Annotated in this window: 14 protein-coding genes and 2 tRNA genes; 5 read left to right on the plus strand and 11 right to left on the minus strand. The window is 50.8% G+C overall.

All coding sequences use genetic code 11. The annotated features are described in order from the left end of the window. Positions 1-45 precede the first annotated feature (45 nt). Entirely contained in the window at positions 46-735 is a 690-nt protein-coding gene (locus GS12_RS03505) for a GntR family transcriptional regulator (protein ID WP_034943937.1), read from the plus strand. Positions 736-798: 63 nt separating this feature from the next. Here the strand turns inward: GS12_RS03505 and crr are convergent, their stop codons facing one another. The 5 genes from crr to cysZ form a co-directional block, all read right to left on the minus strand. Further along, positions 799-1,302, minus strand: a complete 504-nt coding sequence (gene crr / locus GS12_RS03510; protein ID WP_034916269.1) for a PTS glucose transporter subunit IIA — start codon at positions 1,300-1,302, stop codon at positions 799-801. Positions 1,303-1,345: 43 nt separating this feature from the next. After that, on the minus strand, positions 1,346-3,073 hold the full coding sequence (gene ptsI / locus GS12_RS03515; RefSeq protein ID WP_034943940.1) for a phosphoenolpyruvate-protein phosphotransferase PtsI: 1,728 nt from the start codon (positions 3,071-3,073) through the stop codon (positions 1,346-1,348). Positions 3,074-3,291: 218 nt separating this feature from the next. Further along, positions 3,292-3,549: a phosphocarrier protein Hpr gene (gene ptsH, locus GS12_RS03520; RefSeq protein ID WP_034916267.1), complete on the minus strand. Its 258-nt coding sequence runs from the start codon at positions 3,547-3,549 to the stop codon at positions 3,292-3,294. A gap of 391 nt (positions 3,550-3,940) precedes the next feature. Beyond that, positions 3,941-4,912 carry a cysteine synthase A gene (gene cysK / locus GS12_RS03525; RefSeq protein WP_034943943.1) on the minus strand — a complete coding sequence of 324 codons (972 nt, stop codon included), beginning with the start codon at positions 4,910-4,912 and terminating at the stop codon, positions 3,941-3,943. 129 nt (positions 4,913-5,041) lie between these two features. Further along, a complete protein-coding gene (gene cysZ / locus GS12_RS03530) occupies positions 5,042-5,797 on the minus strand; it encodes a sulfate transporter CysZ (protein ID WP_034943946.1) in 756 nt (251 codons plus the stop codon). 220 nt (positions 5,798-6,017) lie between these two features. On the opposite strand from cysZ, the gene zipA reads away from it, so the two are divergent. From zipA to GS12_RS03545, 3 genes are all read left to right on the plus strand, one after another. Further along, complete coding sequence (gene zipA, locus GS12_RS03535) at positions 6,018-6,953, plus strand: cell division protein ZipA (protein ID WP_034943949.1); 936 nt, start codon at positions 6,018-6,020, stop codon at positions 6,951-6,953. Positions 6,954-7,028: 75 nt separating this feature from the next. Next, positions 7,029-9,044, plus strand: coding sequence for an NAD-dependent DNA ligase LigA (gene ligA, locus GS12_RS03540; RefSeq protein ID WP_034943952.1), 2,016 nt, complete (start codon positions 7,029-7,031; stop codon positions 9,042-9,044). Position 9,045: 1 nt separating this feature from the next. After that, a complete protein-coding gene (locus GS12_RS03545; RefSeq protein WP_034943955.1) occupies positions 9,046-9,279 on the plus strand; it encodes a DUF3820 family protein in 234 nt (77 codons plus the stop codon). A 3-nt stretch (positions 9,280-9,282) separates the two neighbouring features. Here GS12_RS03545 and GS12_RS03550 read toward each other — a convergent pair whose 3' ends face one another. The 3 genes from GS12_RS03550 to GS12_RS03560 all read right to left on the minus strand — a co-directional run bounded on the left by GS12_RS03550 (position 9,283) and on the right by GS12_RS03560 (position 12,547). Next, complete coding sequence (locus GS12_RS03550; protein WP_052118347.1) at positions 9,283-10,140, minus strand: ATP-grasp fold amidoligase family protein; 858 nt, start codon at positions 10,138-10,140, stop codon at positions 9,283-9,285. Between the two features lie 2 nt (positions 10,141-10,142). Continuing rightward, the gene (locus GS12_RS03555) at positions 10,143-11,396 is read right to left on the minus strand and encodes an oligosaccharide flippase family protein (protein WP_034943957.1); all 1,254 of its coding nucleotides are present in this window, start codon (positions 11,394-11,396) and stop codon (positions 10,143-10,145) included. Between the two features lie 164 nt (positions 11,397-11,560). Next, positions 11,561-12,547, minus strand: coding sequence for a bile acid:sodium symporter family protein (locus GS12_RS03560; protein WP_034943960.1), 987 nt, complete (start codon positions 12,545-12,547; stop codon positions 11,561-11,563). A gap of 96 nt (positions 12,548-12,643) precedes the next feature. On the opposite strand from GS12_RS03560, the gene GS12_RS03565 reads away from it, so the two are divergent. Beyond that, positions 12,644-13,564: a LysR family transcriptional regulator gene (locus GS12_RS03565; RefSeq protein WP_034943963.1), complete on the plus strand. Its 921-nt coding sequence runs from the start codon at positions 12,644-12,646 to the stop codon at positions 13,562-13,564. Here GS12_RS03565 and GS12_RS03570 read toward each other — a convergent pair. The 3 genes from GS12_RS03570 to GS12_RS03580 form a co-directional block, all read right to left on the minus strand. Then, positions 13,561-13,899, minus strand: a complete 339-nt coding sequence (locus GS12_RS03570) for a FlxA-like family protein (RefSeq protein ID WP_034943966.1) — start codon at positions 13,897-13,899, stop codon at positions 13,561-13,563. The two genes, GS12_RS03565 and GS12_RS03570, sit on opposite strands and share 4 nt — an antisense overlap. Positions 13,900-14,066: 167 nt before the next feature. Next, a tRNA-Lys gene (locus tag GS12_RS03575) sits at positions 14,067-14,142 on the minus strand. A gap of 4 nt (positions 14,143-14,146) precedes the next feature. Further along, positions 14,147-14,222, minus strand: a tRNA-Val gene (locus GS12_RS03580). Positions 14,223-14,252: the final 30 nt, after the last annotated feature.

The raw sequence follows: 14,252 nt of genomic DNA on the forward strand, positions 1-14,252 counted from the left end.
AATCGGCGCACGAAATCGTTTGCTTCACTTCAGTCGAGGTTAAGGATGAGTAAAGTTGTTTCAGGTAAGCAACAGGAAGTCCTGCGGATTATGGAAGCTATCTCCATCGCGATTGCACAGCATCGCCTCAAGCCCGGCATGCGGCTGATTGAAGCGCAGATCGTCGAGGTGTTGAAGGCAAATCGTAACCATGTACAGACCGCACTACAGCGTCTGGCGCTTCAGCATATTGTCACCATTGAACCTCATCGCGGGGCAATGGTGGCTCAGCCGCCAGCGCGGGAGGCAACCGAGGTCTTCGCCGCGCGGCGTGTTATTGAGCGTGCCATCATTGCTGATATCACGCCCGCCAGCCTGCTTTGCCATCAGGAGGAGATCGCTCAGCAGCATGACGCTGAGCATCAGGCGATGCTTCGTAACGATCGTCGCGAGTTTGTCAGGCAAATGAGCCTGTTCCACATTATGCTGGCGAAAATCGGTGGGAACAGCGTGATGACTGAAATTCTCAGCAATCTGATTGTGCGCAGTTCGCTCATTGTGGCGCTGTATCAGCGTAACGGCACGCCCGCCAGCCACTGTACTGAACATGATGCGATCCTTGAGGCATTGAAGGCGGGAGACGTGCCGCAGGCGCAGGCGGTGATGGAAGAACACCTGCTGATTATTGAGCAACAGCTGGATCTCAGCGAGTCCGCCAACGATGCATCAAATCTGCGTCAGGCACTGAGTGCCTGATCACGGGCAATAAAAAAGCCCTCTGATTGCTCAGAAGGCCTTTATCAGGGACAACAAATGCCCCTATTTTTTAATGCGGATGACCGGTGTTTCACCGACGACCACGCTACCCGTCAGCTTCACCAGCTCTTTGATCTCATCCATGTTAGAGATGACAACCGGCGTGAGCGTTGACTTGGCTTTCTCTTCCAGCAGCGCCAGATCGAATTCGATGACGACGTCACCTTTTTTCACCTTCTGGCCTTCTTCAGCGATACGCTTAAAGCCTTCGCCTTTCAGTTCAACCGTATCAATTCCGAAGTGGACAAACAGCTCGATGCCGTTGTCTGACTCAATGGAAAATGCATGATTGGTTTCGAAAATTTTACCGATGGTGCCATCAACCGGCGCAACCATTTTATTACCGGCTGGTTTGATTGCGATACCGTCGCCAACAATTTTCTCCGCGAACACCACGTCCGGCACGTCTTCGATATTCACGATTTCGCCTGACAGCGGTGCTACGATCTCAATGGCGCCAGAAGTGGTATCTGACTTATCGCCAAAAAGTTTGGAAAACAAACCCATGATCTTCTCCTAAGCAGTAATATTGGGCCAGCGTCTCGCAGGATCAGCAAAGAGTTTTTTCTGCAATGAACTTGTTGACCAGGTTCATTAACTCTTCGGCTGTTGGTTGAGCCAGAGCCTGCTCTGCCAATGCCTTCGCATCTTCAAAATTCGTATTACGAATAATTTTCTTAATGCGTGGGATAGAAATGGCACTCATGCTGAATTCGTCCAGCCCCATTCCCAATAACAGTAGTGTAGCACGTTCGTCGCCAGCCAGCTCACCACACATCCCTGTCCATTTACCTTCAACATGAGATGCATCAATAACCTGCTTGATAAGCGTCAGCACGGAAGGCGTCATTGGGTTATACAGATGAGAAATCAGGTCGTTACCACGGTCGACCGCCAGCGTGTACTGTGTCAAATCGTTAGTACCGATGCTAAAAAAATCAACCTCTTTCGCCAGATGATGGGCAATTGCCGCCGAAGCAGGCGTTTCAACCATAATGCCCACCTCGATACTTTCATCAAAGGCTTTACTCTCTTCGCGCAGCTGAGACTTAAGAATTTCCAGCTCTGCCTTCAGCGTACGAACTTCCTCAACAGAAATAACCATCGGAAACATAATACGTAGCTTGCCGAATGCGGAAGCGCGCAGGATAGCGCGAAGCTGCGCATGCAGAATTTCCGGGCGATCCATGGCGATGCGAATCGCGCGCCAGCCGAGGAACGGGTTGTCCTCTTTCGGCAGGTTCATGTAAGGCAGATCTTTGTCGCCGCCAATATCCATTGTACGAACGATAACCGCCTGCGAACCGACGGCTTCTGCCACGGCTTTATAAGCCTGGAACTGCTCTTCTTCGGTTGGCAGCGCATCGCGATCCATAAACAGGAACTCAGTGCGATACAGACCAACGCCTTCTGCGCCGTTGCGCTCGGCGCCCGCGACGTCGCGCACCGTACCGATGTTGGCGCACACTTCAACCTGATGGCCGTCCAGCGTAATGGCGGGCAGATCTTTCAGCTTGGCGAGATCGTTTTTCTCGCTCAGATACTGTGCCTGAATCGCTTTCAGCTCGTCGATTTTTTCCGCCGACGGATTCACGTGAATTTCATTATTCACGCCATCAAGGATCAGATAGTCGTCATTTTTTACTTCTGAGGTCACGTTGCCGGTGCCGACAATCGCAGGCAGCTCAAGCGAACGCGCCATGATCGAGGTGTGCGAAGTGCGGCCACCCAGATCGGTAATGAAGCCCAGCACTTTGTTGAGGTTCAGCTGCGCCGTTTCAGATGGCGTCAGGTCTTTAGCGACCAGCAGCACTTCGTCAGCGATAGCGCTCAGGTCAACAATGTGCAGGCCCAGAATGTTTTGCAGCAGGCGTTTACCGATGTCGCGTACGTCGGCTGCGCGTTCTTTAAGATATTCGTCGTCCAGCTCTTCCAGCGCCTTTGCCTGTCCGTCAATGACCGAGAACGCGGCAGCGTCGGCAGAAGCCAGCTCGTCTTTAATCAGGGCTATGATTTCCTGCTCGAGTTCTTCATCTTCCAGCAGCATGATATGCCCTTCGAAGATGGCCTCTTTCTCTTCACCGAAGGTCTCTCCGGCTTTAATTTTAATCGCTTCAAGCTGCGTGGCAGCTTTCTGACGACCATCAAGAAAGCGCTGAACTTCCTGCTCGACCTGGTCGGCAGAAATTTTCTTCCGGTTAATGATTATTTCATCTTCTTTAAGCAGAAGCGCTTTGCCAAAAGCGATACCCGGTGATGCTAAAATTCCTGAAATCATAACCCTACCTTTTTTTATATCTGAAAATCACCTGAGGCGATCGGCCCGGAAACCGTTGGCGAATCCACTCAGCGAGCCTGGCATTGTAAAACGTACGGGAACAAGGTGTCGCTTAGCCGGAGAAGTTTACGGAAGCAACAACGCGGACATGCTGTCCGCGATCAAATTGTTTGCACTATTTCTGCCTGATAAAGCAACGCCAGACGAAAGATGACGTCTTATTCGAGCTCTGCCATCAGTTTAACCAGGTGCTCTACCGCTTTCTGCTCGTCTTCACCTTCAGCAGACAACGTAACAACGGTCCCCTGAGTCAGGCCCAGCGTTTGCAATTTAAACAGGCTTTTTGCGCTGGCGGATTTGCCGTTAGAGGTGACGGTGATTTCAGAAGCAAACGCTTTGGCTTCTTTAACAAACTGGGCAGCAGGGCGGGTATGGAGACCGTTAGGCGCGGTGATAGTAACTTCTTGCTGGAACATTATGTTTCCCCAACTTAATTAGGTTTGGTTTTATTGATCTAAAGTCTAGCCGTTCGGCAAAACTTTAGCCTGGATATGTCGCGCTGGCCGGCGTATAAAACGCGCCAAAAAATGCGCTATGTTAAGTTTGAAAAGCGCACGTCAGAATCAGAGAACCAGTGTACGCGTTTCTCAAACCATTATGCCGCTAATCGGGCGATCACGCCAAACCAGTAAATCGATTCAGCTTGATCCATTTCATGCGCCGATTAATTTTTCGGATCGAAATAATTGGTTGCTTAGATACCAAGAGCGGCAGGGAAGATCAATCTTCAAAATGGCAAAAGTTTGACGCACTCCACAAAAAAGCACCCTCGAGGGTGCTTTTTTAGACAAATCTGCCGTGATGGCATCACTGTTGCAGTTCTTTCTCTGTGAAGAGATCTGCAAAAAGCGCCGTACTCAGATAGCGTTCACCGGAAGAGGGCAGGATAACCACGATGGTTTTGTTAGCGAAAGATTCGTCTTCAAGCAGCTTCAGTGCGGCTGCAACGGCGGCGCCGGAGGAGATGCCCGCCAGAATGCCTTCTTCTTCCATCAGGCGACGCGCGGTTGATATTGACTCTTCATTAGTGATAGCGACGACACGGTCGATTAAGTCCAGCTCCAGGTTGCCGGGGATAAAGCCTGCGCCGATGCCCTGAATTTTATGCGGGCCCGGTTTGATCTCTTCCCCCGCCAGCGCCTGGGCGATAACCGGAGAATCCGTTGGCTCAACCGCGACGGTGATCAGATCTTTTTTACCTTTGGTATTTTTGATGAAGCGGCTGACGCCGGTCAGGGTGCCGCCGGTGCCGACGCCTGCAATGAACACGTCTACCTCACCATCGGTATCTTCCCAAATTTCCGGACCGGTGGTTTTCTCATGGATTTCCGGGTTTGCGGGGTTACTGAACTGCTGGAGCAGAACAAATTTTTCCGGCGCGCTGGCAACAATCTCTTCTGCTTTGGCGATAGCGCCCTTCATGCCTTTGGCGCCTTCGGTCAGGATCAGGTTTGCGCCCAGCGCTTTCAGCAGTTTGCGGCGCTCCACGCTCATGGTTTCCGGCATGGTCAACGTCAGCTTGTAGCCGCGCGCAGCGGCAACGTAGGCCAGCGCAATGCCCGTATTGCCGCTGGTCGGTTCGACCAGCTCAATGCCGGGTTTCAGAATGCCTTTTTTCTCTGCGTCCCAAATCATGTTGGCACCGATACGGCATTTAACGCTGAAGCTGGGGTTACGCGATTCCACCTTAGCCAAAATGCGGCCGTTACCGATGCGGTTCAGGCGAACCAGTGGGGTATGACCAATTGTTAACGAGTTGTCTTCATAAATCTTACTCATAGCCCGTCCTTAACTGTATGAAATTTGGGGAACCTTAAAAGCATACCTCGTTCATTTTTTCAAGGAAGTGAAGAAATCGTATATAGATATGTTTTGCAGCAATAAGCATAAATGAAAAAGCATAAGGCATTATTTATGCGGACTGTATTGCCCACGATAGCGGTCAACCCACATTGCCGTCGCGCCGCAAACGGCGACGGGCATGATGGCAAGATTCAGAATGGGCACCAGCGTGAACAGGCTGATCAGCGCGCCAAACTGCATGTTGTCAAGCCTGTGCTGCTTCAGCGCCCCGCGCATTTGCCGGAAGCTCACTTTATGGTTATCGAAAGGGTAATCGCAATACTGTACGCAGAGCATCCAGGCGGTGAACAGAAACCACAGCACCGGTGCCACCGTCTGACCGAAACCGGGAATGAAATAGAGCAGCAGCAACAGGATGGCGCGTGGCAGATACCAGGCGAATTTCTGCCACTCACGCTTCATGATGCGCGGAAAATCCTTCACAATTCCTGCCCAGCCGCCGTCAGGGAGGGTTTTCCCGGTTAGCTTCGCTTCAAGCTGCTCGGCGAGCAGGCCGCAAAAGGGGGCCGCGATCCAGTTTGCCAGGGTGGAAAAGAAGTAGCTAAAGACTAGCAGAATGGAGATAACCGCCAGCGGCCACAGCAGGTAGCTCAGCCACTGGAGCCATTCCGGTACATGGGACATCATCAGCGGCAGCCACTGATTGAGCTTCCAGAAGAGCCAGACAAATGCGCTGCCCATCAGCAATACGTTAATCAGCAGCGGGATAACGACATAGCGCCGAATACCTGCGAGATGGATAAGCTGCCAGCCACGCTGAAAATAGTAAACGCCTGACGTCCGGGTTTGCGATGAAGCCATTGTCTGTTATTCCTCTAAAATTTGACCCTGCCACGCTATCATACCGCAGCCATTTTCGCTGTCAGCGTGCAATTTGGATGAAAAAACAGCAAAAAAGCGTGTCAGGGTACGCTTATTTGTCAGAAAATAGTGCACGGACTTGCACTTGTTAACCAGGGCAAATACAGTTAGAGGATAAAGTTTGCCGCGGTGGCAAGGTATTGGAACAACAGAGAATACAATGATGCAGGATTTGCGTCTGATATTAATCGTTGTTGGCGCGATCGCCATAATAGCGCTTCTTCTTCATGGTCTGTGGACCAGCCGTAAAGAGCGCTCATCCGTTTTTCGCGATCGTCCCCACAAGCGTTTAAAACAGGATAGAGAAGAATCTTTTGACGACGTCGAAGAAGGCGTGGGAAAAGTGCGTGTGACGCACTCACGCAAAACAGCGTCAGATGAGATTGATGAACCGCTTGAGCCTTCTTCAGGTACGCCAACCCGCCATGAGACGCCTGCGCGTCCGCAGAAGCCGCGACCCGCCCCCGCGCAGTCGCCACAAATTGATGAACAGCCAGAGCTCGATCCGCTCTTCGGCGGCGAGTTGCCTCATGCGCCTGAGCCAGAAGCCGAGCCGGAGCCTGTTCGTCACGTCAGGCCGCCGTCCATCCAGCCAGCCCAGCCCGAGGTTGATGACGAGCCAGAATTCACCACTGCGCCAGAAACGCCTGCCGCGCCGCCGCGTAAAGAACCGTTAAAAGAGACGGTGCTGGTTCTGCACGTTGGCGCACATGCGGGCGGCATGCTCGACGGCGAAGCGCTGCTTCAGGGCATCTTGCAGGCGGGCTTCCAGTTTGGTGAAATGAATATTTTCCATCGCCATCTCAGCCCGGCGGGCAGCGGCCCGGTGCTCTTCAGCCTGGCTAATATGGTAAAACCTGGCTCTTTCGACCCGGACAAAATGTCTGATTTCGCTACGCCGGGCATCTCGATCTTTATGATGGTGCCGTCCTACGGTGACGCGAATCAGAACTTCAAGCTGATGCTTCAGTCGGCGCAGCGTATTGCCGATGACGTCGGCGGCGTAGTGCTGGATGACGAGCGCCGTATGATGACGCCGCAGAAGCTGGAAACGTATAAAAACCGTATTCGCGAAGTGACAGAGGCTAACGCCTGATCCGCGCACGGTTTTAAGCTCCCTGTTTGACAAGACCCCCGCCCGCCGGGGGTTTTTTATCGTTATGGTGCCGCTATGCAATCTCCACAAGACAAAATCACCGCGCTGCATACCACGCTCCGCCATCATGAATATCAGTACCACGTGCTTGACGCGCCGGAAGTGCCTGATACGGAATATGACCGCCTCATGCAGGAGCTGAAGGCGCTTGAGGCGGCGCATCCTGAGTTTATTACGCCGGACTCCCCCACCCAGCGCGTTGGCGCGGCGCCCCTTAGCGCTTTTGAGCAGGTACGCCACGAGATCCCCATGCTGTCGCTGGACAACGCCTTTGATGAAGAGAGCTATCTGGCCTTTAACAAGCGCGTTCAGGATCGCCTGAAAAACAGTGACGATATCACCTTCTGCTGCGAACTGAAGCTGGATGGCCTTGCAGTAAGCCTGCTCTATGAAAACGGCCTGCTGGTCAGGGCGGCCACACGCGGTGACGGCACAACCGGTGAAAATATTACCGCTAACGTCCGCACGATCCGCGCTATACCCCTGCGGCTGTACGGCGACAACATACCGGCACGCATTGAGGTTCGGGGCGAAGTGTTCATGCCACAGGCGGGCTTTGAGGCACTCAACGAAGAGGCGCGCCGCACCGGCAGCAAAGTTTTTGCCAATCCGCGAAACGCAGCGGCGGGATCGCTGCGCCAGCTCGATCCACGCATCACCGCCAAACGTCCGCTTACCTTCTTTTGCTACGGTTTTGGCCTGCTCGAAGGGGGCGAAATGCCGCGTACGCATCACGCCCGCCTGCAACAGCTTCAGGCGTGGGGGCTGCCGGTAAGCGACCGAATTCGTTTATGCCATAAGCCGGAAGAGGTGCTGGCCTTTTATCGGCAGGTGGAGGCGGATCGCGCCACGCTGGGTTTTGATATCGACGGCGTGGTGATCAAAGTGGATTCACAGGATCTTCAGGAACGGCTTGGCTTTGTGGCGCGCGCGCCGCGCTGGGCCATCGCCTTTAAGTTCCCGGCACAGGAACAGCTTACCACGGTACGCGACGTTGAATTTCAGGTCGGGCGAACCGGTGCCATTACGCCGGTTGCGCGGCTGGAGCCGGTGAAAGTGGCCGGCGTCATCGTCAGCAACGCGACGCTGCATAATGCGGATGAAATTGATCGACTTGGCCTGCGCATTGGCGATCGGGTCATTATTCGCCGCGCCGGCGACGTTATTCCGCAGGTGGTTGGTGTAGTTGAATCAGAGCGGCCTGACAACGCCCGTCAGGTTGATTTTCCAACGACGTGCCCGGTTTGTGGTTCCGACGTTGAACGCGTTGAGGGCGAAGTGGTTGCCCGCTGTACCGGTGGCCTGATTTGTGGCGCGCAACGTAAAGGCGCGCTGAAACACTTTGTGTCGCGTCGAGCAATGGACGTTGACGGCATGGGCGATAAGCTTATCGACCAGCTTGTAGAAAAAGAGTATGTGAAAAACGCCGCCGATCTCTTCAGGCTCACGGCAGGCAAGCTGACCGGTCTGGATCGCATGGGGCCAAAATCAGCGCAAAACCTGACGGCGGCACTGGATAAAGCCAGACACACCACCCTGGCGCGCTTCATCTATGCGCTTGGCATCAGCGAAGTGGGCGAGGCGACGGCGGCCAATCTGGCGGCGCATTTTGGCTCGCTGGATGAGATTATTAATGCCGATCTTGAGGCGCTGATTGCCGTACAGGACGTCGGTAAAGTGGTTGCAAGCCATGTGCGAAACTTTATGGATGAGGAGAGCAACCTCGACGTCATTCGCCAGCTCATTGAAGAAGGCATCACCTGGCCTGCTGTCACGCCGATCAGACCGGAGGAGATTGACAGCCCGTTCGCCGGAAAGACCGTGGTGTTGACCGGTTCGCTCAGCGTCCTGTCGCGCGATGAGGCGAAAGATCGCCTGACGGCGCTGGGAGCAAAAGTGAGCGGTAGCGTATCGAAAAAAACCGATATGGTGATTGCAGGCGAAGCGGCAGGTTCTAAGCTCGCGAAGGCGCAGGAACTGGGCGTTGAGGTCATTGACGAAGCGGAAATGATCCGGCTACTCGGAGAATAATATGGAAAAAGAGCAGCTTATTGAGATCGCCAATACCGCGATGCCTTTCGGGAAATATAAGGGCTGCACGTTAATTGACCTGCCGGAGCCTTATCTGCTGTGGTTCGCCCGCAAAGGCGAATTTCCACAGGGCAAACTGGGTGAACTGATGCAGCTCACCCTGGCAATTAAAGTTGAAGGGTTGGAAGGGCTGGTCAAGCCACTGAAACATCCTGACCCTTTTTACAAGGGATAAAATTTATGCTTTTTTTTCCGGAAAGTTATAATGCCATTTACTTCCCATTAATTTGTCCAGTTCTGCACCAAATCCTGTTCCGAATCCAGCGGCAGGCGTTAGCGTTAATTCTCCAAAATAGAGTTTATCATTAACGATGTACCAGTCGATGCGTACATAATCGATCCCATCAGCCAAAACAAAACTTTTTGATAAAGCAAGTTCCAGTATGTTCCGATACTCATCTAAGGCGCTATCGCTAAGAGAGTTAATAAAGAAGGTTCTCATTATATCGCCACGAAAACGGTTATCGATAATTTGCAATATATACCAGAATGTTCCATCAGGTTGACGGAAAAGATGAAATTTATAATCAATCAGGAAAGGATGCTTATCACGTAACCTTTTTTCCACTAATAAAAATCGATCGATATTTTTATAATGATATTCGCATGCATGCTCAGAAAAATCCACTTTCAACCACTTTTCAAACTTATCAATCTGCGCGCGTAACTCATCGACTGCCGGTGTACACTCAAAAAAATGAACCATTCCTGCGCCATGATTAGGCTTGATAACAACATCACCCAGTTCATCGATGACATCGATTAACGTCGAAGCATCCTGAGTGGAATAAATCAGATTGATTAAAAAGTCAGCACCTATTTTTAGTTCAACATAATCCCGCACCAGCAGTTTGTCTGCCAGTAAAGTATAAATAGGGTTGATATGACAGTCATTTTGTTTCCTACAGAGTAGTTTTTCACTAAAATATTTTGGTTTTTTCAGATTAGGGATTCTTTTGAATATTCTCACATACATAATATAGTCGCGAGTTCTCCAGGGGAGTTTTTTTGTTTTTTCAGATATCCATTCTTTCATTTTTAATTTTCCTTTTTAAAAAATATTGCGTAATGCATTTTTAATATAATGGCAGATGAGAAGAAATAATTTAATAGCGTTAACGACAGTAATTCTGTAATCAGCATACTCCAGGCTGCACCTTCTAGACCAAACTTTGAAATTAGAACTATACTCAGAGGCAGACTTATAAGGGACTGGATTAACATCTTTTTTGAAAGATAGCTATAGCCAGAAAGTTTAATGATAAAACGGTATGCGATAGGGCCCAGTGCTGAAAGTAAAGAGGAAATTGACAGGATAACCATTGCGGGATAAGCAGGCGAGTATTCTGATCCATAAAGATAGCTCAGTAGGGGACGTCCGGTTAAAATAATAATCACCACAAAGACCAGAGAAACTAAAATAACAATTTGGTTAAGCTTTGCTGCTCTCAGCATAGCTTTCTCGCTATCGTTACAATTAAAGATACTGGTATACGATGAAGCAATCAGGGCTGCCGTCACAAATATCCATGAGCTGGCAAGCGAGCTGGCGACGGAAAAAATACCCAGCGCAGCCGGACCCGCTAACCAGGCAAGTATAACTTGTGAAAGTCTGGTGTAAATAGCGACGGACAGCGAAGCCGTAACTAAAGATATACCGGAAGAGAAAAGGTATCTACAATACTTCCAGCGCGCCCGTGAATTGAGCTTGTTGACGTTCTTATCACGGAAGTCATACTGCCGTAATAGATAAGGTATTAAGGTGGTGAACACAATAGGAAAAGACAGGTAAGCAGGATCGATTTGGTACCAGGCTATCCCATAACGTAACAGCAAGCCTGCACTAATGCCACACACATTATAAATTGTATTTTTCTTTGAGCGCAGGCTCGCGTTATTATATATAGCATAAACATCAGCCGACGAAATCAGGCATGTAAGGCTGAGAGCAATGGCAAAACATAATATAAGATTGTCGTTCATCGTCCAAAACCAGATTATTAATGGTGAGGAAAGACATATGTATATCAATACTCTGGGCAAGGTTGTTGACTTCATTAATTTTAATGCGGAGTCGGGGTTTTGCGTTACGCGCTTGAAGATAATATTGTCACTACCCAATTGTGCGGCTGTCTGAATAATCTGAAAACATGCTGTTGCTAAAGCAATTTTTCCAAAGGCGATGCTGCCAATATATTTTGCAACAAAAGAGGTGACAAAAAGGATACCAATAAGGGAAACGATTTTTTCCGAAATCATCCAAAAAGAGTTTAATAATTGTTTTTTGTTCATTCCATTGAATCCAATTCCATAGTTACAACAGCATAAGTTTAATGCATTTCTAATTCAACATAAAATACATCGCATGGCATTTAACAGAATATAAATCAGTTTTCCAGAGGAGCATATTCTGACTGAAAAGTGTTCAGTCAGAATAATTTTCAGCGTTGCTTTAGCTATATAGTCGTTTCTTTCATCGTTTTTTCCGCCGACTTCTTATATCGCTGTGCCAGCATTGAGCAGATCATCAACTGTATCTGATGAAAAATCATCAGCGGCAGAACAATAATCCCTACCGCTGCCGAGGGAAACAAAATGTTTGCCATCGGCACGCCGTTCGCCAGGCTCTTCTTCGAACCACAAAAAAGAATGGTAATTTTATCTGCATGGTTAAAACCAAACAGTTTCGCCGCCAGCAGATTAACCACCAGCACGATGGCTAAAATCGCCACGCTAACGGCCACAATATAGAGCAGCGTACTGACACCCACGCGGTGCCAGATGCCATTCACCACCGCTTCACTGAAGGCGGAATAAACCACCAGCAGTATTGACGCCTGGTCGGTCTGGCCGATCAGGCCGCGATTTTTTTCAACCCATCCGGCAATCCAGCGACGCGACAGATGTCCGAGCACGAACGGCACCAGCAGTTGCAGCATAATCTTGCCGATTTGCGCCAGGCTGCCGCCCGCGGCGTCGCTGTGCACGTTCATCAGCAGGCCAACCAACAGGGGGGAAACAAAAACGCCGAGCAGGCTGGATGCTGAGGCGCTGCATACGGCCGCCGCCACGTTTCCGCCCGCCAGCGAGGTGAGCGCGATAGCAGACTGCACCGTTGCAGGTAAAATACACAGGTAGAGGAAGCCGGTGTAGATTTCCGCGCTGACCGGTACAGGATGCCACCACACCAGCAGCAACCCCAGGCAGGGAAAGAGAACAAAGGTACTGAACATTACCCAAAGGTGAAGACGCCAGTGGCTGCCGCCCGCGATGATCTTTTCACGCGACAGCTTGGCACCGTGCATAAAAAAGAGCAGGGCGATGGCAGCAGTAGTCAGCCATTCAAATACTTCAACAAAGTGACCGCGCGCGGGCAGAAAAGTGGCCAGCAGTACGGCAATAATCAGTTTTAACATCAGGGGATCGATGCGGAAGATGCTCATTGTTAACGCCTGGTTAAATAAACGAATAGCGCTATTGTGCGCGGCTTATGTTTAGAAATAAAATTGATTTATTTAATTCATATATGAGAAAAATCGATGAATTATACGCTTAAACAACTCCGCGTCTTTGTTGCCGTTGCGCAGCAGGGCAGTTTCAGTCAGGCAGGAAAGCTGATCGGGCTGAGCCAGTCCGCAATAAGCCACAGCATTCGGGAGCTTGAAAGCGAAACCGGTGTCCGTCTGCTGGATCGTACAACGCGTGAAGTGTTGCTGACCGAAGCGGGTGAACAGCTCGCCAGCCGCCTTGAGCGCATGCTTGAAGAGCTGAATACCACGATGCTGGACGTGCGAAGCTACGGGCAGCAACGCAGCGGCACGGTGCGCGTGGCGGCCAGTCAGACCATTTCGGCCCACCTGATGCCCCAGTGCCTGGCCGCCAGCCGCGAGCTTTTTCCGGAGATCAGGATCATGTTGCGCGATCGCCCGCAGCAGTGGGTATTGCAAAGCATACGTAACGCGGAAGTTGATTTCGGCATTGTTATCGGGCCGCTGCCGGTAGAAGATTTTGAATGCGAAGCCATTCTGGATGAGCCTTTTCTGCTGCTGTGTCGTCAGGACGATCCGCTGGCAAAAGAGGCCGTTATTGGCTGGCAGAGTCTTAATCATCGGCCATTGGTGCTTCAGGACTATGCGTCAGGCAGTCGGGTGCTGATTGACGAAGCGTTGCGCGCGCAGGAGGTGGACGCTGAGATTGTGCAGGAGATTGGCCATCCCGCGACGCTTTATCCAATGGTCGAAGCCGGGATTGGCATCAGCATTTTGCCCGCGCTGGCGCTGCCGTTGCCACAGGGCAGACCGCTGTTGGTGAGACGAATAGTGCCGGAAATCAACCGCACTATTATGCTGGTAAGGCGTAAAAATCGTTCACTGACGCCCGCGGCGGAGGCTGTCTGGCAGGAGGTGCGTCAGCAGGCGGTTTTGCTGACGCAACAGCGCCGGATGTCGCCAGCGTTTTAGATATAGACGTTAACAGAGTTCGTATCAGTCGGGCGATTAATACCATCGGCCGCTTTACTGCCTGACTCCTTTTGTGCGCTTTCCTGCTTCTGCTGAGCTTTTTGCGCTTCCTGTTGTTTAAGCTGCGCTATTTGCGCTTCCAGTGCCTGAATCTGATTCTTGAGCAACTGTTGCTTTTCCGTTTTTTGATCGGCAGTCAGGCTGTCGTCACTGGTCACGTTTTTCAACTGCTGTTGCAGTTTTGTCAACTGTGTATTCAGGCTGTCGATTTTAGACTCAGATCCGCTACTGGCAGTGGTTGAGGTCGTGTTTGTGGTAGTGCTAATCGTTGTCATGGTTTTCTCCTGTGTAATAGATCATTACGGTTATCGGAGAAACACAGCGGCAACTTGAGATTCTGAAGTGTAAAAAAAGTGATAAGAAAGTGATAAGAACAGAGGCAGGTTCGAACCCCGCTCGATTTTGCATAGCAAAAAGGCGCCTTTAGGGCGCCTTTCTACACTGGTGGGTCGTGCAGGATTCGAACCTGCGACCAATTGATTAAAAGTCAACTGCTCTACCAACTGAGCTAACGACCCGAAATGGTGGGTGATGACGGGCTCGAACCGCCGACCCCCTCCGTGTAAAGGAGATGCTCTACCAACTGAGCTAATCACCCATTTCGGTACTTCAAATCAGGCAATAACAA

This window comes from Erwinia oleae (assembly GCF_000770305.1).
In the GTDB taxonomy this organism is placed as follows: Bacteria; Pseudomonadota; Gammaproteobacteria; order Enterobacterales; family Enterobacteriaceae; genus Erwinia; species Erwinia oleae.

Coding starts and splice junctions, on each gene's coding strand:
- GS12_RS03505 (WP_034943937.1), top strand. CDS start 46: ATGAGTAAAGTTGTTTCAGGTAAGCAACAGGAAGTCCTGCGGATTATG.
- crr (WP_034916269.1), bottom strand. CDS start 1,302: ATGGGTTTGTTTTCCAAACTTTTTGGCGATAAGTCAGATACCACTTCT.
- ptsI (WP_034943940.1), bottom strand. CDS start 3,073: ATGATTTCAGGAATTTTAGCATCACCGGGTATCGCTTTTGGCAAAGCG.
- ptsH (WP_034916267.1), bottom strand. CDS start 3,549: ATGTTCCAGCAAGAAGTTACTATCACCGCGCCTAACGGTCTCCATACC.
- cysK (WP_034943943.1), bottom strand. CDS start 4,912: ATGAGTAAGATTTATGAAGACAACTCGTTAACAATTGGTCATACCCCA.
- cysZ (WP_034943946.1), bottom strand. CDS start 5,797: ATGGCTTCATCGCAAACCCGGACGTCAGGCGTTTACTATTTTCAGCGT.
- zipA (WP_034943949.1), top strand. CDS start 6,018: ATGATGCAGGATTTGCGTCTGATATTAATCGTTGTTGGCGCGATCGCC.
- ligA (WP_034943952.1), top strand. CDS start 7,029: ATGCAATCTCCACAAGACAAAATCACCGCGCTGCATACCACGCTCCGC.
- GS12_RS03545 (WP_034943955.1), top strand. CDS start 9,046: ATGGAAAAAGAGCAGCTTATTGAGATCGCCAATACCGCGATGCCTTTC.
- GS12_RS03550 (WP_052118347.1), bottom strand. CDS start 10,140: ATGAAAGAATGGATATCTGAAAAAACAAAAAAACTCCCCTGGAGAACT.
- GS12_RS03555 (WP_034943957.1), bottom strand. CDS start 11,396: ATGAACAAAAAACAATTATTAAACTCTTTTTGGATGATTTCGGAAAAA.
- GS12_RS03560 (WP_034943960.1), bottom strand. CDS start 12,547: ATGAGCATCTTCCGCATCGATCCCCTGATGTTAAAACTGATTATTGCC.
- GS12_RS03565 (WP_034943963.1), top strand. CDS start 12,644: ATGAATTATACGCTTAAACAACTCCGCGTCTTTGTTGCCGTTGCGCAG.
- GS12_RS03570 (WP_034943966.1), bottom strand. CDS start 13,899: ATGACAACGATTAGCACTACCACAAACACGACCTCAACCACTGCCAGT.